Raw genomic sequence first — 20,874 nt, forward strand, 5'->3', positions numbered from 1 at the left:
AGAATCTCCTTGATAAACAAAATCACTTTTTAAAAGAGGGATTGCCAATGGCGAGGGGCAAATGTCCCGCCGGATCTTCGGTCTGGCAATTTTTGGCATTTTCCAAATTTTTCTGGAAGTGCGCCTGCAAGTTTTCCAAGTTGAAAGCGGGAACTTTCGCCTTGAGCAGATGCCTTTGAGAAAGGGAATCCGAATACGCCGAAAGCGGCACAGCATGATAATTCCCCACTTCCTGCTGCGTGACAGAACCTTCAAACAGAGCCTGCGTAATTTCGATTTTCGAAGAATCCGCCGTTTGGATTTTGCGCACGGTGAATTTCGCCACGCCGCCCAGATTTGTTTCCAGCTGCTGCTGGTTCGAAACGAAATTGCCGAGAGACCAATAGACCAGAGCGCGGTTTCCCGCCTTTGTCGTATAAACGCCATAAGGCTCAATCACGTGCGGATGCGTTCCCACGATAATATCCGCCCCCGCATCAATCGCGAGTTCCGCTTGCCGCATCGCTTCGGGAGACGGCAATTCCACATACTCCGTTCCAAAATGCAGGAACGCCACGGTGACTTCCGCAAGGGAATCGGCGCGTTGAATCGGTTTCAACCAGAGATTTCCGGAATCCAGAAGGTCCACCAGATAGGGGCGATCCGCAGGCAGCTTTTGTCCGTTCAAACCATAAGTGAAATTGACAAACGCAAAACGGATTCCCTTTTTGTCCAAAACGAAAACGGAATCGCGGTCCGCTTCCGTCGCATGAATTCCCAACGCCTTGGCGGACTTGTCCTTCCAAAAGCCGATGGTGTAATCCACCGCTTTTTCGCCCCGGTCGATTGTATGATTCGTCGCGTGCGTCACCAAATCAAACCCTGCAGCGATTTCCGCAAGCCCAACTTCTTCCGGAGAACCGAAACTCGGATACGACGCATACCCATCGCTGCGCGGGACAAATATGGTCTCCTGATTGACGACCGCAATGTCCGCAGCCGCAATATCCTTTTCCCACGGAGCGAACACATATTCAAAATGGCAAAACGCCGAATCTTCCTTGCAGGCTTTGAAAAGGGGCGTGTGAAAAAGCACGTCGCCTATCGCCAAAAAGGAAACCTCCGAAGTGTCCGCCTTGTCCGTGCGGGTTTCTTCTGGAGCGGATGCCGGAAGCTCCGGAATTTCTGCGGGCTTCGGCTGTTCGACAATCGGAACGGAAGGCGACTCTTCTGCGGGAACTTGCTGCTTTTTGGAATTGCTGCACGCCGCAAGTGTTAAAAGGACCAGCCACACGGCCCATTTGAAAACGGAATGCCATTTCATAAAGTCCCCCGTCCCATTTACCCCAAAGAAGTTTCCCGGAACTGGAGATTCGGAAAATTCTTCATCGCCAGACTCAAGCGGTATTCATTCGGGAACAGGCACACAAAGCGTTCTTCCTTGTCCCGCATGCAATCGACGCCGTTTTCGTCCACGAACTTGTCCACTTCGGCGGCATCCCCGACAATCCAGCGAACCCCGTAAGAGGGAATGCGATCCAAGGAAACGTCTGCGCCGTATTCCGACATCAAGCGGAATTTTAGCACGTCAAACTGCAATTCGCCAACGACGCCAATCACGGGAATCGCCGATTTAAAAGGCTGGTAAAGCTGGGTCGCGCCCTCTTCCGTCAATTCCTTGAGCCCTTTCGCAAGCTGCTTCGACTTGAGCGGATTCAAAAGGGAGACGCGCGCAAAGAATTCCGGAGCAAAATCCGGAATGCCCGAAAAATTGATTTTTTCGCCTTTCGTCAGCGTATCGCCGATATGGAAAAGGCCGGGGTCGTTAATGCCCACAATGTCTCCCGCCCAAGCGGTATCGATGACTTCCTTGTCCTTCGCCAAAAACGCCGTCGGAGCCGCCAGCCGGATTTCCCGCCCTGAACGCACGTGAAAAACCTTGTCCCCGCGCTGGAATTCCCCGGAGCAAATACGCAAAAAAGCCGTCCGGTCGCGGTGCTTCGGGTCCATGTTCGCCTGGATTTTAAAAACAAAACCGCTGAAATCCGATTCTCCGGGTTCCACCATCCGCTTGTCCGTTTCCCGCGGCATAGGCGCCGGCGCTAGACTCGCAAAAGCGTTCAACAGCTGACGGACTCCAAAATTGTTCACGGCGCTGCCAAAGAAAACCGGGCACATTTCGCCTTTCAAAAAAAGTTCATGGTCAAAGGGATCCATTCCTCCCGTAACGATGTCGTATTCTTCCCGGAACGGCTTCACCCAGTTTTCACCGCACAATTCCACAAGCCTCGGATCGTCGGGACCCGTCATCTGGAGAATTTCCTGATGCCCCGACTTTTCATTATACACGTTGAAAGTGTTGTCCGCAATGGAATAGACGCCCTTGAAAAGCTTCCCGACGCCAATCGGAAGGGTAAAAGGAATCGCCTTGATTTTCAGCACCGATTCAATCTGATCCAGCAAGTCCAAAACGGGACGACCATCCAAATCCATCTTATTGATAAACGTAATGATGGGCGTATGGCGCATCCGGCAGACTTCCATCAGCTTGATCGTCTGCTTTTCCACACCGTTCACGCTGTCAATCAGAACCAGCGCGGAATCGACGGCGGTAAGCGCCCGATAGGTGTCTTCGCAAAAATCCTGATGCCCCGGCGTATCGACCAGATTGAACCAGCAATCTTCAAACGGAAAATTCAGAACCGAACTCGAAACGGAAATTCCGCGGTCCTGTTCGATTTTCATCCAGTCGCTGACCGTATAGCTGCGATTCGCCTTGGCGCGGACATGGCCCGCTTCCCGAATCACTTTCCCGAACCATAGGAATTTTTCGGTAATGGTCGTCTTGCCGGCATCCGGATGGCTGACAATGGCAAAAGTACGTCGTTTGGCAATTTCGGGATGAATAGACAAAATAGGCCTCGTATTTTTTACGAGGCCAAATATAGAAAATTACATTCGGTTAATTGGGATGCCTTTCCAAATCCAGAATCATGGACTGGAGGGTTTCTTCAATGCTCTCCCGAAAATCCCCGGAACCCAGACTACAGCTCTTTACCGGATGCTCCACGTCCGTCCCCTGAATGATGCGGACAACAGGAAAGCCGCCTTCTACAGAAAAAAGAACCGAATACCCCATTTTGAGCAACTTATCGAGAAGATCGCGCATAGTATAAAACTCCTTAAAGGAAAATGTGACGTCCGTATCTCCAAAAAAAGAGAAAACCCTTGGACAAAACTATTCTTTTTTTACAGAAATGCAACTTTTTTTGGCGCTTTCGGCTATCCCCTATCGACAATCGCCGTAAAAAGCACCAGATCGTCAATCCCCGTGTTCATGATTTTATGGCGGGAACCTTTGGGGCAAATATGGCAGCAGCCCGGATAAAGGACTTCCTCTTTGCCATCGACATAGGCGGTTCCCGTGCCCGAAATGACGTAATTGATGTCGTCACCCAGTTTCTGTTCGTGAATGCCGATGGATCCGAACGGGTGTATTCGCGTGATGACGAATTTTCCCTGTTCGCAATCGAACACCTGTGCAGACATTTCCCCGGAACCATGATTCATTCCCGGACCGCGAATCGCTTCGATTTGATTAAAGTCTATGAGCATACATACCTCAAATGTTTCGCTTCTTAAATATATATCCGATTTTCAAAGCAGGAATGTTCTTTCATTTTTTAGAGTGCGAAAGCGTGTGGTTAGGTGAAAGTTGGAAGTTGGGAGTTGGGAGTTGGAACTGATAACTGAGTTCTCCTTGTGAAAAAGACGATATCCCCTCTCGCGACGTAACACATTTCATTCCGCCCGCCAGCCTACAAGGCATCCCTGAAACTAGGAATCTCCGATTCCGTAGTTGAAGTATCCCTGGAAGGGACAATTCGCCTAAGGGAACAAGTTCCCAAGACTCATGGGGCTTTGCACAATTCGTCTAAGGGAACAAGTTCCCAAGACTCATGGGGCTTTGCACAATTCGTCTAAGGGAACAAGTTCCCAAGACTCATGGGCGTAGGCGAGCACCTCGCAGTCTGCGAGAAGAATTCGCCTTGAGAAAGAAAACGCCTCGTTTTGAAAAAGAATTCTCTTAGAGAAAAAGAAATGCTTGCTTTGAAAAGAAGTTCACTCTTTGAAAAAAAATTATTAAGAGTATTTAGTGGAAGATTGTCCACAATTCCCTTTTTTCCTTGGGAACTTTCCCGACCGATCTTCCGTCATCCTAGAAAAACTTGCTATCTTTGATGCCGAAATGCAAGAAAACAAATCGCTGCACAACGCTTTGCGTCAAGTTCGACTCCACGTAGGCAAAGTTCGACTTTGCGGATTTTCCGTTTCGGGGCTGGCAACGTATTTACAGCTTCCCGAACACAATTTTTGCGTGGATATGGGAGAATGCCCCATTTCGGCAATCGGCATCGACCATGTTTTTTTGACGCACGCCCACGGCGACCACAGCCGCTGCCTTATGCGGCATCACAGTCTGCGCCGGATGATGGGGGTAGAAAAGCCGTCGGTTTACTACATTCCCGAGGAACTCGTTCCCGGAGCGGAAGAGTGGATTCACGCCGAAGCTTCCTTTGAAGGCGTTCCCGAAAGCCGTTTTAAACTGCCCAAGATAATTCCCGTAAAAGCCGGAGAAAAGCAGGCCCTTGCTTATCGAAAAGATCTTTACATCGAAGCGTTCAACGTGCGCCACGCCTCGCTCGGCAAACATTTTTTGCCCGCTATGGGAATTACCCTGTACAACCACAAGAACAAACTCAAGGACGAATTTCTGGGGCTGGATTCCTCCAAGCTGATCGAACTTCGTCAAAAGGGAACGTGCATCACCCGGGAGGTTTTTGACCCGCTGATCACTTTCATGGGCGACAGTCTGGGCGAAAACCTGCTGGACCCGAACCTTCAATCCGTCTGGGATTCCGAAATCCTGGTCACGGAATGCACATTCCTCGACGACGAAGAAGAGGAAATGGCGCAAAAAAAGGGACACACCCACATTTCCGCTATCGCCGAAGCTCTTCAAAAATACGGCGACACGATGAAATGCAAGCACGTCGTACTCAATCATTTTTCGATGAAGTATTCCGCGGAACATATTCTGGAAACCCTCCAAAAGAAAATTCCCGAAGAATTTCAGGAAAAAATCATCGCATTTATTTAAGGCGAACATGAACGAAGAAATCCAAAACGCGGCAAAGCCCAAAGAAAAAAAAGAAATCGTCATTCCCGAATTTTACAGGGACTTGAATCGGGACAAGGAATACCCTTGCCTGTGGCACTTTGTTCACCGCCATCTTCCCGGAACGCGAAAGCCCGTCCAGACTCCCGACAACCAGCCAGACAAGCACCCCTTGGACTGGAAAGAGATTTTCCCGAACCACAACGGGCACATCGAAATTGAAATCGGCTCCGGCAAGGGCGGCTTTCTGGTCGAATACGGCAAAAGGCATCCGGAAATTTCCATTTTAGGAAGCGAATGGGATTTGACCTGGGCGCATTACGCAGCAAGCCGGGAAATGCGAAACGGAGTCGGCGAGAACACGGCAATGCTCCGGGGCGACGTCTTCTATTTTCTGCGGGACAGGGTACAGAGCAATTCCGTCGATGCTTTCCACATGTATTTCCCAGACCCCTGGCCCAAGGAACGCCATCACAAAAATCGTTTACTGCGTCCAGAATTTCTGACGGAAGTCGCCCGGGTCCTCAAACCGGGAAAGCGCCTTTTCTTCTGGGGCACCGACCACAAGGAATACAACGAAGTGGCTTTGGAAACCTTCGACCATTTCTGCGGCGCGACCGTCCTGGAACGCAACACCGCCAGCCCGACCGAAGGGATCATGACCAATTTTGAAAAGAAATATCGGCAAGAAGGCCGACCGATATACCGTAGTATCATTGAATTTGACAAGGCCGAATAAAAGCGGAAACCATGCTGCAGCAGCTCTCTATCCACAATTTCGCACTCATCGAAGAATGCACAATACACTTTGAAACCGGCTTTTCGGCAATCACCGGAGAAACCGGAGCGGGCAAATCCGTTCTGATGGGCGCACTCCGCACCGTCGTCGGCGGAAAGACCACACCGGCGATGATTCGCCACGGGGCAAACAAGGCGACCGTCGAAGCGACATTCGACATTTCGAAAAACGAAGAAGCGAAGCGCATCCTGGACTCTCAGGAAATCGACGGAGACGACGAACTGATCATCCAGCGGGAAGTCCTTGCCGGCGGAAAAAGCCGGACGCGCGTGAACGGGACGGTCGTCAATCACGCAACCCTCGAAGAACTCGGCGAAACCCTGGTGCAGATGCACGGGCAAAGCGACCAGCTGCTCCTGCGCGACTTGCGGACCCAGCTGCACTTGCTGGACGCCTACAGCGAATGCAAAGCGGAAAGGGAAATCTACGCCCAGAAATACGCCGAATGGACGAAGCTGAAAAACAGCCTGAAAGAAACCGAAGACAACGCGAAAATCCTCGCCGAACAAAAAGAATTCCTGACTTTTCAAAAGAACGAACTGGAAAAAGCGTCCCTGCGTCTGGGCGAAGAAGCGGAGCTGGAAGCCAAGACTTCGGCGGCGGCAAAATCCGAAGCCAAAATGCGCGCCGTGCAAAGCCTGCGAAACATGTTCGACGGCGAAAACGGGCTCATGGCGGAATTTCAGACATTCCAAACAAAAGTGCGGCAATTCGCTTCCGTCCTTCCCGAAACCGACGAATGGGCAAAGCGTCTCGGAGACGCCTACGACTCGCTTTCTTTCATTGAAGAAGCCCTACAGGAAGTCGGCTCCGGCGAAGAAATCGATTCGGCGGCTCTCGACCGCGCCAATTCCCGCCTCGCCCTCATCCAGCGGCTCAAGCGGAAATACCGCACCGACGAAAGCGGGTTAGTCCAGCTGCTCGAAAAAAGAAAGCAGGAGCTTGAAAGCCTCGAAAATCTGGACGCCGACCTCGCCGAAATCCAAAAAAACATCCGCAAAGCGGAAGACGAATTAACACGCCTCGCCGATGAACTATCCCGCAAACGGCAAGCGGGCAAAGCGACCCTCGACGCCAAAGTCGAAGAGGTGCTGCATTCCCTCGGCATGCCCAAAGCGAAATTCGTGACCGACATTTCCGAAGAGCCCTTTTCCGCGACAGGCAAAGACCGTGTCGAATTCTGCATCGCCCCCAATGTCGGCGAAGGACAAAAACCGCTCCGCGCAGCGGTCTCCGGTGGCGAACTCTCCCGGGTGCTGCTGGCTTTCAAATCGGTCATGGCAGAACGGGATAGCATTCCTCTCCTCGTTTTTGACGAAGTGGATTCGGGCATCAGCGGCGAAGTGGGGAACAATGTCGGGCATGCCCTGCGGGAAATCGGCAAATTCCACCAGATTCTCGCCATCACCCATTTGCAGCAGGTCGCCTGCCGAGCAAAATCCCATCTGGCCGTCGAAAAGCACGAGAACAGCGACGCGAGAACCGTTTCCACGGTCCATGTTCTGACCTATCCGCAACGCATTACCGAAATCGCGAGAATGCTCGGCGATGCCAAATCGCCCACTTCCCTCGCCCACGCCAAAGAACTTCTGGAGGAAGCCAATGCCTCTTAAAGAAAAACTGCGAACCATCCGGATGCACGGACGCATCTGGAGAATTTTCCGGGCGGCCCTTTTCATCCCCCTGATTGCCGCCATCTGGACGCAGCACAGCTACACCGCCGCCATGATAACGCTTATCGTCCTTATCATCTCGTGGCTCAGCAACTGGCAGCTGCGCACCCAGGAATTTGAAGAGCCCTACTACCAGCTTTGGCTAAACGTCATTGAAGGAATCCTCTCCGTCACCGTCATGACCAGCATCCTTATCCGGAACTACTTCGTGGATAACGATTTTGAAATCCTGCTTTCGGTCGGATGCCTCTTTCTCTTCATCCGCGTCGTCGCCCACTCGCTTCTTTCGCTGAGCATCCTGCGAGAAGGGAAAAAACTTCCCGGAAAGCATGTCTGGTCGAAGCTATCGGCAACGGCCATCAATATCACGATGCTCGTTTACATCCTCAACATCGACCCGTTCCAGCAGATTTGCGTCGTGGCCAGCATGCTTTTGATGGGAGCCGCCTCCGCCTCTTACCTCTACTGGTTCTACCGGGACCCCGCCCACCGCAAGCCGCTTTCCATCGCGAGCCAGCTCACGATGACCCGCATTGTCCTCACGCCTTTTTTCCTGTGGATTTTCTTTTACGACAACGACCTCAATTACACCAACAACCATCTCGTCTTTAAAGTCCTCGCCCTGGTGATGGTTCTGGGATTCATGCTCACGGATTATCTGGACGGGCACCTCGCCCGCAAATGGGGAGAAGTCTCGACTCTCGGCAAATACCTGGATCCGTTCAGCGACAAAATCTCGAACATGACCATTTTCATGTGCTTCATCGCGACCGGCTACGCTCCCGTATGGATGGTCGCCCTCATCTACTTCCGCGAAGCCAGCGTGGAAACCCTCCGCACTCTGGCCGCAGCCGAAGGCCTGGTCATGCCCGCCCGGCGCAGCGGGAAGTGGAAAACCGCCTTGCAGGGAATCGGCATCGTCGCCATTCTGGTCGGTGCGCTGGACCCCATCCAACAGCTGGAAGGGTTCCAAAAGGTATGGCAGCATTTCCCGACAATCGTCATGGGCGTCATCACGGCGATTACACTGGGAAGCGGCATCGATTATTTCGTTTCTTCCAAGCATATTCTCAAAAAATACGTCTAATCCCTCCTATTTGAGGGACGACCCCTTGCCAAACCCATTTCGATTTACTATATATGGTTTCGTGCTAGAAATGGCACACACCTCGACGCGGGGTGGAGCAGTTGGTAGCTCGTTGGGCTCATAACCCAAAGGTCGCAGCGTTCAAGTCCTGCCCCCGCTACTAAAAGCCTCGGATAGAAATCCGGGGCTTTTTTTGTGGCTTATATATAAAATCCACCCGATTTGCTTGTAATCGTTTCTTTCCCATTCAAAGTCCAGCGGAGTGAGCAGAAGAAGTATTTGCTTTTGTTCTTACAGCGAAAAAGGATTGCTTCTACACTTCGAGGATAACTCCACTAAGTCAATAAATTGACAAGTGTCGTATAACCCCGGCAGGGTTCGCAATGACGGGAAGAACGTTTGTAAAGGCGGAACAATCCGAGCTAGCGGCCCGTCATTGCGAGCGAAGCGCGGCAATCCTTTGCGAAGCACCTCGCGACCCGCGAGAAAAATTCACTTGGTGAAAAAATTCCTGTTTTGAAGAACCGACTTCAAAGACCATCCAAATACGATTGCAGAATATGCTGAGCGGCAAGCCTGTCCACAAGGCCCTTGTCCTGCTGCTTCTTTTTCTTTTTTAAGTAGCTCGTTTCCTGGAGTGCCGCGACAGAAGTGTAGGCCTCGTCCTCCGTTTGAATCGGAATCTGCGGAAACCGCTCGGCGAGCCTGCGAACAAATTCTTCTACGACCAGGTTTTTCCCGTCCGGGCGACCGTCGGGGCGAAAGGGCATCCCCACGACAAAAACGTCCACTTTATTTTCCTTGACCAGTTCCGAAAGGCGTTTCATCAAATCCGTCTTTTTCTGGTCGATGGTTTCCCGGGCAAATGCCCACTTGAGTTCGGAATCGGCAAAAGCAATCCCGACCCGATGTTCTCCGTAATCGATGCCTAGATAATTCACATTTCAAATATAGCTCTTTCCACGGATCCGGAAGGATTTACCCAAAGCGCGATTCGGCGACGCCAGCCACACTGCCGAATACCGGAGAAGCGGTGGCATTCTACACGGACGTCTCCATCCCCTACCGCTGCTGTGCCAAGCCGAACTGAACCGGGCGTGTCCCGCCTCGCGGCGGGTCGGGCTGTATTGCCCTAACCGGCAAAGCCGCCAAGGGCAACGGAGCCGCGCCAGTGCGTCTCCGCCCATCCGGGTCACCATCCCTCACGCAGAAAATCCATATACAGAGGGCTGCCGCTTGCAGACGGGAATTTGCCCCCCAAAGGGTCGAACGGGAGCAAACGGATAGCATTCCCTGCCGATCGCAAAATATTTTGACATTATGGTTGGCAGTCCTGTTCTAGACGAAAAAGACTTTTTCAAAAGGCTTTGTCACCCCAAAGTGTTGAAAATACATTCAAAATTGACACCTTTTGTCAACAGGACGATACTACATTTAGAGTATGGCAGAAGCAAATGTAGTATTCCAGATGTTTAAATCGTTGTCGGACAAGGAGAAGGATACATACGGACAATTTAGGTCAAACTGTTATAAACTACTAGAAAGAACTCGATTTCGGTCAGTTCCTGTGGAAGCCCGAGCAAGCGCAGGAAGGTCGCCTTCTCTTCAGCCGATAGCGACTGGTACATTTGCATGACTACGCTGACTTCTGACATAAAGGCATCCTTCATACTACACATATAGCAAAAATGCACTGCCATAAAATGACAATGCATGGAAAATAGAAAAAGGTGTAAACGCATTCATTTCATCATATAATTGCACTTTGCATATCGGAGTTCATTTGGTACAGCTGCAGTGAATTCACAGGTGTTTGGGAGATGCGAATATTGGTCGCATGTTGAGTGATTGGATAATACATTCAGGGTCTCTCTATTATCATGATATGGTGATGCGAATCTCATTACAGAATTACGGTCTTGCCTAATGGACGGGTATTCCAGCCGCGATTTCATTCCACTGATAATGTTTGAACGCCAGCGTTCGTATTCTTCCGGAGTTTTAATGGTCATTAAAACATCGGATGCTTCGAATGAGACAGACATTCCTTCTATCGGAGGGCAAATTTCGGCAGCCGTCTTGTTGCTTTTATACAGGCATCCGGCCATATCACATTGTTCGGCGACATCGCGGAAGCGAATATTTTCAACTATCGTGATTTCAGGCTTTGGGTCAATCATGCCGGAACCATTGTCCAACGAGGCTATATATTTATTACCATCCCGTTCATCCAATAATACAATCCAGCAAAATCCACTGTCTACGGGACTTTCCGTTGGACCTTGTAAGGCGACACAAGAATACTCACTAGCGAATGCTAATGACGCTATCAATAATGCAATTGGGATAATCTTACCCATCGAACAACTCGTTAAAATATTTTTCGTACAATTCGTTCACTCGGCGTGATACTGAATAACAACGTTTTCCTAAGATTGATTCATTTTCCGTACAATCTAGACTACCTTCAATGCTGTACATTGTATTCATCAATTCAGGATGCGCCAGATTCCATTGTTTAAGTTGTCGTGCAACAAGTTGCTTGATGGGGTTGCCTTTAATGCCGTATTTATCATGATGTGAAATGATATCATATGCAATAAAATACAAGATATTATACAGAACGCTCTTTACTACAATCATATTTTCTATCGCATTTTTGGTGGCATTAGTTAAACGTGGATAACATTTTGTTTAATTGTTAGTAACTCCAAGCAACACTTTGGGTGGACATAGCCTTATATATTTGGATTTATTTCACCAACACATTGGGGGGACAGAGCCTTTCAAAAAACAAACGGGCTTCACATCAAAAAATAGCGGAGTTTCAATCATTTTTCAAAATCAAAATCATTTTCAATTCACGAATGTCCTCCCAACTCGAGGCGGAAGAAGCAACCCCAAAACACCCTTATCCCTTTGAACTAAAAATAGCATTTGCAGAGAGCGGGATACGCCCCATAGGGACAATTCGTCTAAAGGAAACAAGCTTCCAAGCCCCATCAGCCGAAAAACCTAAAGACTCGAGACATTCCCGTCTCCCCGACCATCCCGCAAGTTCGCGGTTGCCCCTCACTTCAGCAGCACACTGCCCATGCCGTCAACTTTCAAAATGACGGGCAAAGCTTTTACGTGCAGAACATTGCTGCGGAAGGTGCCGCCGCCGATGCGCTTGCCGTTCAAATCAAAAATATCGTAGGCCTTGCCCTGCCCATTTTCAACAAAGAACCGCTTGTCCGCCAAAGGCCGCACTTTTAGGGGAACGGCAGTAAAGGCCGTTTGAACAAAGCCGGACGAGGAATCTTTCAATACAGAGCAGCATCTCCCCTGGCCAACTAGCGTATAAGGATTTCCATTTGCGTACATCAGGCCATCTATATCTTTGCACATATCATAACAACCGTCCGGATTACTACAACCAGAATGAGCATAATCTAATAATTTGGAAATAAAAGCATTCACCATGGAATCTGTCGCCAGCAACGCCCCATAATCCCTGAGCCTACCTAATTCCAATTTCAGGACTTCACTAAATGGAAGACTCCCCTTTTCCCCATCCACTTCATGTCCGTTGTAGTCCAAACACTCTTGCGTATAACGTCTTATAGAGATTTCTTCAATATAATCTTCATGTGCACACATATAAATATAAATTTCAACAGTTGCATCAAAAACAGATTGTTCTATTCCAATAATAAAATTCTCAAACATATTGTAGCCACACAACACCGATTTTATATTTTCGGAACAATATTTTTTTAGAATTACTGTATCCATAGAAAATTCTCCCGGCATAAATGCAAAGTCATTCGATGGTTGATTTTCATATAACAATACCGGTTCGTACGCTTTGCTCGAAATCGAAAACAAAAACAAATAAGTTGCCAACAGATATTTTTTCATTTTGCACCTCCCAAGAAAACAACTTCGTAAAGCTCCGTCGGGTTGAACGGAACAATCTTAACCATTGCATATTGATGGACGGTTACATTCTTGCCGGCAAAGCGGCCGTACACTATTTTATTGGATTGCCCTAGTACCAGATCGGCGTTCGGCGCAAGAATCGTCCCCGCCCATTCCCCCTCAATAAACATTGTCTCGCTGCCGTGCTGCATAAGCATTACGCCACGGGCAATTATTGTAGAATCTTGAAGATTATTTAGTTGATTTAATTTGGCGCGCCATATACAGGATCCGTTCACATGGAATACAGTTTTATACCCGGGATTTACATACTCAATTTGACTGCTGGCATCCATTTGCAATTCACCAAAATGGAATTCCCCCATGGGAACACGCAACGTGCCACCAGGAGCAACAGAAAGTTTCTTAAATTTATCTCCACTTTGTAAAGTCAGAACTTCGCCATATTTCACCCTCACTTCCCTTTGACCAACATCTTCCATCGGCGGCAACTCTTGAATTGCGTAAGGCCAATACAATTCATCTCTAAAAAGGACCCGACCATAATGATGTTTTGCCCTCTGCTGTTTTTGCAAACAATAAGAGCTGTCTTGACAATGATAAAAACGGATATTTCCCTGCACCTCGGAGCCATTTCTTAAAAAAACTCGGCCTTTGGTAGAAATCCCGTGAACTTTAGTTTTTGTTCCCAGCACCACAGAATAACCTACAGAATCGTTTGATCCAAGAAAACATTTTCCTTTGGTATATGGCATCCAAATCCTATCTTGTAAATAAAAATCGGATGTATCACGCAATAGAGTTTCGCAGTCCACACCATCATTTAATCGAAGCCATCCGGTGGCATAAATAGATAGTTCCATCGGCACATCCAATCGAGCAATAGTAGAAACATTCGAATAATCATCCCCCCCAGTCATAGGGATTGGTTTCCCGGGCAAATGCCCACTTGAGTTCGGAATCGGCAAAAGCAATCCCGACCCGATGTTCTCCGTAATCGATGCCTAGATAATTCACATTTCAAATATAGCTCTTTCCACGGATCCGGAAGGATTTACCCAAAGCGCGATTCGGCGAAGCCAATATTAATTATTAGTTATTAGTTATCAGTTCCAACTCCCAACTCCCAAGCCATGGTTTGACAAGCTCAGCAGCCAAGCGAATTGGGTGGAGTTTTTACATAAGTCCCTTAAAAAAGCCCGTTGTAGCGATTGCAGAGGCCCCGCACGAGTGAAATGTCAAGTGCAATGGCAACAAAGTGTGTCGCACGAGTGAATCGGCAAGTGTAATGGCAACAAAGTGTGTCGCACGAGTGAATCGGCAAGTGTAATGGTAACAAAGTGTATCGCACGAGTGAATCGGCAAGTGTAATGGCAACAAAGTGTGTCGCACGAGTGAATCGGCAAGTGTAATGGTAACAAAGTGTGTCGCACGAGTGAATCGGCAAGTGTAATGGCAACAAAGCGTGTCGCACGAGTGAATCGGCAAGTGTAGCTGTTACGAAGCTTGCTTCGTTGCTGAAATGTCTAGCTTTTGAAAACGAAAAGCTATTGTTTCTTTTTTTATACTTGTAAAAATGTTTTTGCAAGAACGTCGCGACAGAAACGAATCTTTTGAAGTTTTTCCGGGTTGAATTGCCTATATTCTTGTTATCATGTAACATTTAGTATGGAGGAATCATGAAAAAATTAAAAACGACGACAACTATCACCGTAGCGGCTGCGCTGGGCTATTCCCTTGTGCGAATCTACCAGACGGAATCCGGATTTGCAGGCGATGCGTTTTTAAAAGGCGTTATGGAAGAAATCGAAAAGCGTTCGGTGGAACTTACGGGGGCCATCAACCAGAACAAGGTTTTGAGCGGTTTGGAAAACGCCGATGTCGAGCGCGACGAAGCCGTGAAAATTTTAGGGACAGTTCTTGCCGGCTATTCGGTGTTCCCGGTAGAATCCAAAAAAGCCGCCGGCGAAAAACTTTTGGCGATTTTTAATAAATATGGCTACAAAATCACGCGGGCCAATTATGCGAGCGAATCGTCTTTGATTGAAAGCCTGCTCGAAGATTTTAGTCAAGAAGAAGCCAAAGCGAATGTAAAAGAATTGGACGGCATAGCACAAATTTTAGAGAATATCCGCACGGCGCAGGAGGCTTTTGCCCAAGCGAATGACGTTTACACGGCAGGTACGGCTGTTAAAACAGAGAGTGCCACGTCTATTAAGAAAACTCTGGTTTTGATTATCAACGACAAACTTTTGCCTTATTTGTCCGCAATGCGCCTGGTAAATGCCGACATGTACGAAAATTTTTCCGCCAAAGTCGAACGGGAAATCTCTCGCATAAACGAGACCGGGCGAAAACGGGGAACCCTTTCGGCTTCTGTAATGGCCGGTTCGAATGAAAAAATTCCGGAATAAAAAGCAAAGCGGTCTTAAATGGCCGCTTTTTTTGGTGAGTGCCGTCAGGCGCGAACAAATCCGGTTGTCCTTTTTTCACCTTTCCGTGGTTTTGATTTGTTAACACACGGATTTGCTCAGAACTACGTTCTTCGCTTTTTTTGGTGAGTGCCGTTAGGCGCGAACAAATCCGGTTGTTTTTTCTTATTTGCCTTCCGTGAGTTTTTCATACATCTTAAACAGCTCCGCGACAATTTCGCTTTCGGTCATTTTGGGCGAGAAGCCGTAGGCTTCCATGACGGCGAGGTCGTTTTCCCGGTGCGCCTTGCGCAGTTCCGGCGGCATCGTGGTTTCGTCGTAAAGGTCGGCGAGGGATGAGTCGTGGTATTTGGCTCGGACGTCGAGGATGGCTTGGGCGGTTTGTTCGATTTTGGTTTTTAACAAGCGGATTTGCTCAGAACTAACGTTCTTCGCTTTTTTTTCGTGAGTGCCGTTAGGCGCGAACAAATCCGTTTGTTTTTCTGTAAATGGCCACGGGAAGTTGTTGTAGACGATTGTGTTCGAGTAGTTGTAATCGCTTTTTAGTCGTCCGCAGACTGCGCGCATCCATGCCATGTGAACGCTCGACACGAGCACGCCGAAGTGATAAAGAGTCGCCCCTTGCAAAAAGTATATTTTGTTTCCAGGGATTACTTCTTTGGGTAAAAAATCGATAGGTATATACCGCCTACCCTCCGAAGAAACAGTAGGTAAGGCTACATAATCGCTTTGCGGCTCCCTTATCTCGTCAAAAAGAGTGGGGGTTTCGGCTTTCTTTTGGGTGGCGGGTTTTGTACTGCTTTGGCGGAATTTCCGCACGTTCTCTATTCGTCCAAGCAGTGAGTGGCACTTGCGCAAGTCGGAGGGGTTCGCTTCCACAAGCCAGAAGCACCAACGGGGTTTGCGGTCGATGAAATCCTTGCCCATCATGAACGGGCGCAAGAACTTTTCGGCCTGCGGCTCATTTTTGAGGTATTGCTCTTTTTCTTCATTCGTCAGAATCAGGTTGCCGTCGTCCGTAGGTTGGCAGCCCCTGACAAACTGAGGCACATCGCACAGCGGCGTTGTCCGTTTGTCAATCCAAACGTTCGGCGCATTCAGCAGGTAGGCATTGATGTTGTCGGCGAACTCTACTTTTTCGCCGTCGAAGATGCGTTTAGGAGAAGCGGCTTCCCCGCCGCTTGATGATGTTTTGAGATTAAGCGGCGAGGACGCCGCTTCCCCCAGAGCCGCTTCTCCCATGCTAAATCCCACTATCACGCAATGGACGTGCGCTTTTTGCGTCGATTCGCTGTCCCAGCGGAAGGTGCGGTAGGCAAAGTCGATGGTTATGCCAAGCTCTTCGAACAAGTGCTTCCAAACCGCCGTCACCTGCTCGCCTTGGCAGATAGAGTTTGTGGAAACGAAGGCGCAACGCGTGGCTGTATTTTGTATCAGCCGAGCCGCCTTGTAGTACCACAGGGCGACGTAATCGACGTTCTTGACTCCTTTGGGCATTATGGATGCCACATCCTCCTTTTGCCCCTTGCTCTGTAAAGAATATCCCACGAACGGCGGATTTCCCATGATATAGTCGTAGTGGATTTCGTCTTCGGACTTTTCGGTGTGGGCAAGGATGCCGCCAATGCTTTCGTTGGCTTTCAACGTCTTCCAGTCGATTTTCAGGGCGTTGCCTAAAACAATGTTGGCGTAATTCTTCAAGGGCAAAAAGTCCAATGCTTCGCCCAGGATGTCTTCCGTTTCCTGCAGCATTTGGCATTCGGCAATCCATAGCGCGGTCATCGCCACCGTGGCCGCGAAGTCGTTGATTTCGATGCCGAAAAACTGGTGGATGCTCACCTTGACTGGCGACAAATCGCCTCCCAGCTCCATCTGCGCGCTTCCCTCCCGCAATTCCCGCAAGGCCTTGTTTTCGAGCCTGCGCAAGCTCATAAAGGATTCCGTCAGAAAGTTGCCGCTGCCGCAGGCGGGGTCCAGAAATTTCAGCTTCGAAATTTTGTCCCGGAATTTTTCCAGGGCGTCCCTCTTCGCTTTCCTGCTTAAGCCCTTTTTGGAAACCAGGCTTTCAAATTCTTCGTTCAGGCCGCCAAGGAACAGCGGGTCGATGACCTTGTGGATGTTTTCGATGCTGGTGTAGTGCATTCCGCCGTTGCGCCTGGTTTCCGGGTTCAATGTTGATTCAAAAACGGCGCCGAAAATAGTGGGGCTGATGCCGCTCCAGTCAAAGCCGAAGCCGCATTCTTCCACCAGGACTTTTTTCGTTTCTTCGCTGAATGGCGGAATGAGAATGGAATCTTCGTCCAGTTTCCCATCGTCGAACAGCCCGCCGTTCACGTAGGGAAAGCATTTCAGCTTGTCTTTCAACAGAGGGCTGCGGGATTCTTCCTTCGTGTTCAAAATCTTGAACAATTCCTTAAGCCCCAAGTCCACGTTGTCCGCATGGAAACTATTGACATAGTTGCTGAACATGTCGTGGCCGAAAATGCCGGAATCCTCGGCATAAAGACAAAAGACCAGCCGGACGCACAACGTGTTGATGCTGCGGTGGGTAACGATGGAATTTTTGTCCGGGAACTCTTTGAAAAGGGCATCGTAAATTTTGCCCACCAGCTCCCCCGCCTGGATGGAAATCTCCATTTCCCTTTGCAGGTTTACTTTCGTCTCGTTCAACAGGAAATTCAGCCGGTTGTATTCCTTGGGCAAATCGGCAAGCAAAATTTCTTCGGGCTCCTTCCCTAAGGCGTCCATGTCATAGACCAGAAAGGACTTGAAGTTGCAGCAGACAATCCAACGGGGGTGTTCCGAAACCGGCAATTCGCTGGCGTATCTTTTCGCCTGCTGGTAGGGAGTCAAAAGCGTTCCGTCGCTTTGCTTTGCGGCACTTCGCAAATCCACGGAACCCGATTTCTGTTCAATGAGGACTTTGGCGGACTTTATCCGCGCATCGATAAAGCTGGTGTGGCCCAGCTTGACTTTATCTTCAAAAGAAATGTACTCGCTGACATTTTTTATTCCGAAAACGTCCTGCAAAAGGTCTATCCAGAAAAGCTGACAGTGCTCCTTTTCGTCGTTTTTTCCGGACCATTTTTCCACAAATTCTTTCGCTCTCGCCTTTTGCTCTTTGGCCAACATAAATCCTCATTGCACAAGATGTTTACAAAAGTATAATTTTTGGGGCCTCTCGATAGCAATCCTTTGTGTGCATTTAAGACCACATCCTGCCGCTTTGAAGAAAAAACCAAACGGCTGTTGCCGTTTCTTCTAACTTCCCAACTACAAACTCCCAACTCCCCCACTCCCTAAACCGCGGCTTCCATTTCCTCGAAAAATTTCTAAATTTTGCCGCAAAATAAATCGGAAGCACCTTAAATAGGACATCCAAGATGGATCAGAACAAAATCAGAAACATTGCGATTATCGCACACGTCGACCACGGTAAGACAACACTCGTGGACCAGATTCTTAAACAATGCGGCACGTTCCACGAAGGCGAAGAAGTGAACGAACGCGTGATGGACTCTGGAGCTATCGAACGCGAACGCGGCATTACCATTCTTTCGAAGAACGCCAGTGTGAACTATAAAGGGTACCACATCAACATCGTCGATACGCCGGGGCACGCGGACTTTGGCGGCCAGGTGGAACGTGTTCTCGGCACCGTTGACGGCGTGCTCCTCGTGGTGGACGCTTTCGAAGGCCCGATGGCCCAAACGCGCTTTGTGACACAGAAGGCTCTTCAGCTCGGCCTTACCCCAATCGTCGTCATCAACAAGATCGACCGCGACGGTTGCAATCCGCACAGTGCATTAGACAAGGTATTCGACCTTTTCTGCGAACTCGACGCAAACGAATCCCAGCTTGACTTCTCTTGCGTGTACGCCAGCGGCCGTAAGGGCATCTGCCGCAAGGAAATTGACGATCCGGATGGCGATCTTCGCATCTTGATGGATCTCGTTATCGACAAGATTCCGGCTCCGAAGGGCGACCCGAATGCAGCACCGCTTCTTCAGATCAGCACCCTCGAATATTCGAGCTTCCTCGGTCGTATGGCGGTAGGCCGCGTCCAGCAAGGAACGTTCAAAACCGGCATGACCGTCGCCCAGAGCTTCATGACCGATAACGATTCCGATACCCCGAAGGTTAAGAACATTCGCATCCAGAAGATTCTCCATTACGATGGAATTCAGTCTTCTCCGATCGACGAAGCAGGCCCTGGCGAAATCATCCAGATCGCAGGCCTTGAAACCTTCGATATCGGCGATACGCTTTCTGCTACAGACAAGCCGGTTAGCCTCCCGCGCATTCACATCGATCCGCCGACCATTTCCATGCTCTTCACGGTGAACACTTCCCCGCTCGCCGGCAAGGACGGCGGCAAGTTCCTCACAGGCAACAACCTCGCGGAACGCCTCGAACGCGCTCACATGGCCGACCCGGCTCTCCTCGTCGAAAAGGCAGACGGTGCGTCCACGTTCAAGGTTTCTGGACGCGGCATTCTCCATTTGACGATCCTCGTCGAAAATATGCGCCGCGAGCTTTACGAATTCACCATCGGTTCTCCGCAGGTGATTTTCCAAAAGGACGAAGCGGGCAAGCTTCTCGAACCGATGGAAACCTTCAAGGTGGAAGTTCCATCCGAATACAGCGGCCCAATCATCGAAGAACTCGGTCGTCGCAAGGGCGAAATGGTCGACATGCAAACCGACGAAAACAACCGTGTGAACCTCGAATATAAGATTCCGAGCCGCGGTCTTCTCGGTGTCCGTGCAAAGCTCCTTTCCCTTTCCAAAGGTTACGCGATTTCCCAATCCCTCTTCCTCGGTTTCGAACCTTACAAGGGCGACATTCCCGCCCGCATCAACGGCGTTCTCATCGCCAAGGAGCCGGGTGCAGCAGCGAGCTACGCTCTCGCAAAACTCGAAGATCGTGGCGCGCTCTTTATTCCGCCGGCGACGGAAGTCTATCCGGGCATGATTATCGGCGAGCACAACCGCACCACCGACATCATCGTGAACGCGACCAAAGGCAAGCACTTGACCAATATGCGTTCCAAGGCGTCGGACGACAACATTCAGCTGACTCCCTATCGCCGGATGACGCTGGAAGAATGCGTCACCTTTATCAACGACGATGAATGCGTCGAAGTGACCCCGCAGGCATTGCGCTTGCGGAAAATCACGCTGGATCCGCACAAACGGAAGCAGGAATCCAAATCCCCCGTGGAAGAGGACGACGAATAATTTCGCAAAGCATCTTCGCGTACAAATTTACGGCGCAACCTCCAAAGGCGGCGCCGTTTTTTTATGGAATGGGAATCGGGATCAACCGGGAAGCGAACGGTAATTTTTCACAGGAGCTGTCAATTGTCACTGGGGATTGCAGGATATCCCTGGGCTATATGCTAGCGGACACTTTCATTGCGGTCGGTCGCATTCCCGTCATTCAAGGAGGGACGGTCTCCCGACCGTCCGGCAAGGCTTTTAGGCATCTAAATGCGCCGCATCCCCTGTAGGCCTTTTAAAATTGCTTTGGTAAAGAGAAATCAAGCGGGACCGAGCAGAGGCGGAATCGGAAAAATTTAGCACTACAGTCATTCTATATTAAAGAAAACAGCAGGGCGGGTGGATAAAGGCAGTCATCCGTCATTGCGAACCCTTTAGGGTGAAGCAATCTTCGTGTGCATCAAGATTGCCGCGCTTCGCTCGCAAAGACGTGGGGCGAGACGTGACGCAACAACGCAGTGCGACGTAGCGCAACCGATTTTTTGAAAATGAATTTTTTGCAGCTTTAGCGGATTGCAT

17 protein-coding genes and 1 tRNA gene are annotated in these 20,874 nt (G+C 49.6%); 7 read left to right on the forward strand and 11 right to left on the reverse strand.

All coding sequences use genetic code 11. The features are described 5' to 3' along the window. Positions 1 to 22 precede the first annotated feature (22 nt). From BGX14_RS01285 to BGX14_RS01300, 4 genes are all read right to left on the reverse strand, one after another. The gene (locus BGX14_RS01285) at positions 23 to 1,303 is read right to left on the reverse strand and encodes a CapA family protein (protein WP_095878837.1); all 1,281 of its coding nucleotides are present in this window, start codon (positions 1,301 to 1,303) and stop codon (positions 23 to 25) included. 17 nt (positions 1,304 to 1,320) lie between these two features. Further along, positions 1,321 to 2,886: a peptide chain release factor 3 gene (locus BGX14_RS01290; protein ID WP_095879754.1), complete on the reverse strand. Its 1,566-nt coding sequence runs from the start codon at positions 2,884 to 2,886 to the stop codon at positions 1,321 to 1,323. 55 nt (positions 2,887 to 2,941) lie between these two features. After that, the gene (locus tag BGX14_RS01295) at positions 2,942 to 3,148 is read right to left on the reverse strand and encodes a hypothetical protein (protein WP_095878838.1); all 207 of its coding nucleotides are present in this window, start codon (positions 3,146 to 3,148) and stop codon (positions 2,942 to 2,944) included. A 113-nt stretch (positions 3,149 to 3,261) separates the two neighbouring features. Then, positions 3,262 to 3,594, reverse strand: a complete 333-nt coding sequence (locus BGX14_RS01300) for a cupin domain-containing protein (RefSeq protein WP_073305645.1) — start codon at positions 3,592 to 3,594, stop codon at positions 3,262 to 3,264. A 634-nt stretch (positions 3,595 to 4,228) separates the two neighbouring features. On the opposite strand from BGX14_RS01300, the gene BGX14_RS01305 reads away from it, so the two are divergent. From BGX14_RS01305 to BGX14_RS01325, 5 genes are all read left to right on the forward strand, one after another. Further along, complete coding sequence (locus BGX14_RS01305) at positions 4,229 to 5,140, forward strand: MBL fold metallo-hydrolase (RefSeq protein ID WP_073305673.1); 912 nt, start codon at positions 4,229 to 4,231, stop codon at positions 5,138 to 5,140. Positions 5,141 to 5,147: 7 nt separating this feature from the next. Next, positions 5,148 to 5,897 (forward strand): tRNA (guanosine(46)-N(7))-methyltransferase TrmB, encoded by a 750-nt coding sequence (locus BGX14_RS01310; RefSeq protein WP_095878839.1) that lies wholly within the window; start codon positions 5,148 to 5,150, stop codon positions 5,895 to 5,897. Positions 5,898 to 5,908: 11 nt separating this feature from the next. Continuing rightward, positions 5,909 to 7,570, forward strand: a complete 1,662-nt coding sequence (recN, locus tag BGX14_RS01315) for a DNA repair protein RecN (protein ID WP_073305649.1) — start codon at positions 5,909 to 5,911, stop codon at positions 7,568 to 7,570. Then, positions 7,560 to 8,717 carry a CDP-diacylglycerol--glycerol-3-phosphate 3-phosphatidyltransferase gene (gene pgsA, locus BGX14_RS01320; protein WP_073305652.1) on the forward strand — a complete coding sequence of 386 codons (1,158 nt, stop codon included), beginning with the start codon at positions 7,560 to 7,562 and terminating at the stop codon, positions 8,715 to 8,717. The genes recN and pgsA overlap by 11 nt, the downstream gene beginning before the upstream one ends. 86 nt (positions 8,718 to 8,803) lie before the next feature. Then, positions 8,804 to 8,877, forward strand: a tRNA-Met gene (locus tag BGX14_RS01325). A gap of 370 nt (positions 8,878 to 9,247) precedes the next feature. Here BGX14_RS01325 and ruvX read toward each other — a convergent pair. The 6 genes from ruvX to BGX14_RS01350 all read right to left on the reverse strand — a co-directional run bounded on the left by ruvX (position 9,248) and on the right by BGX14_RS01350 (position 13,516). Next, on the reverse strand, positions 9,248 to 9,658 hold the full coding sequence (gene ruvX / locus BGX14_RS01330; protein ID WP_078775855.1) for a Holliday junction resolvase RuvX: 411 nt from the start codon (positions 9,656 to 9,658) through the stop codon (positions 9,248 to 9,250). A 573-nt stretch (positions 9,659 to 10,231) separates the two neighbouring features. Beyond that, positions 10,232 to 10,372 carry a hypothetical protein gene (locus tag BGX14_RS15435; RefSeq protein WP_158223190.1) on the reverse strand — a complete coding sequence of 47 codons (141 nt, stop codon included), beginning with the start codon at positions 10,370 to 10,372 and terminating at the stop codon, positions 10,232 to 10,234. 87 nt (positions 10,373 to 10,459) lie between these two features. Next, a complete protein-coding gene (locus tag BGX14_RS01335; protein WP_095878840.1) occupies positions 10,460 to 11,077 on the reverse strand; it encodes a hypothetical protein in 618 nt (205 codons plus the stop codon). Next, entirely contained in the window at positions 11,070 to 11,360 is a 291-nt protein-coding gene (locus BGX14_RS01340; RefSeq protein WP_095878841.1) for a hypothetical protein, read from the reverse strand. The genes BGX14_RS01335 and BGX14_RS01340 overlap by 8 nt, the downstream gene beginning before the upstream one ends. Before the next feature lie 429 nt (positions 11,361 to 11,789). Next, entirely contained in the window at positions 11,790 to 12,620 is an 831-nt protein-coding gene (locus BGX14_RS01345; RefSeq protein ID WP_095878842.1) for a hypothetical protein, read from the reverse strand. Continuing rightward, entirely contained in the window at positions 12,617 to 13,516 is a 900-nt protein-coding gene (locus tag BGX14_RS01350; RefSeq protein WP_143394075.1) for a hypothetical protein, read from the reverse strand. The genes BGX14_RS01345 and BGX14_RS01350 overlap by 4 nt, the downstream gene beginning before the upstream one ends. 804 nt (positions 13,517 to 14,320) lie before the next feature. Here BGX14_RS01350 and BGX14_RS01355 point away from each other — a divergent pair. Next, positions 14,321 to 15,055, forward strand: a complete 735-nt coding sequence (locus BGX14_RS01355) for a DUF6261 family protein (RefSeq protein ID WP_198951125.1) — start codon at positions 14,321 to 14,323, stop codon at positions 15,053 to 15,055. Positions 15,056 to 15,238: 183 nt separating this feature from the next. Here BGX14_RS01355 and BGX14_RS01360 read toward each other — a convergent pair whose 3' ends face one another. Then, a complete protein-coding gene (locus BGX14_RS01360; RefSeq protein ID WP_095878844.1) occupies positions 15,239 to 18,205 on the reverse strand; it encodes a DNA methyltransferase in 2,967 nt (988 codons plus the stop codon). Between the two features lie 251 nt (positions 18,206 to 18,456). On the opposite strand from BGX14_RS01360, the gene typA reads away from it, so the two are divergent. Beyond that, positions 18,457 to 20,313 (forward strand): translational GTPase TypA, encoded by a 1,857-nt coding sequence (gene typA, locus BGX14_RS01365; protein WP_095878845.1) that lies wholly within the window; start codon positions 18,457 to 18,459, stop codon positions 20,311 to 20,313. The last annotated feature ends 561 nt before the right edge of the window (positions 20,314 to 20,874 follow it).

It is taken from the genome of Fibrobacter sp. UWS1 (assembly GCF_002300445.1).
Classification (GTDB): Bacteria; Fibrobacterota; Fibrobacteria; order Fibrobacterales; family Fibrobacteraceae; genus Hallerella; species Hallerella intestinalis.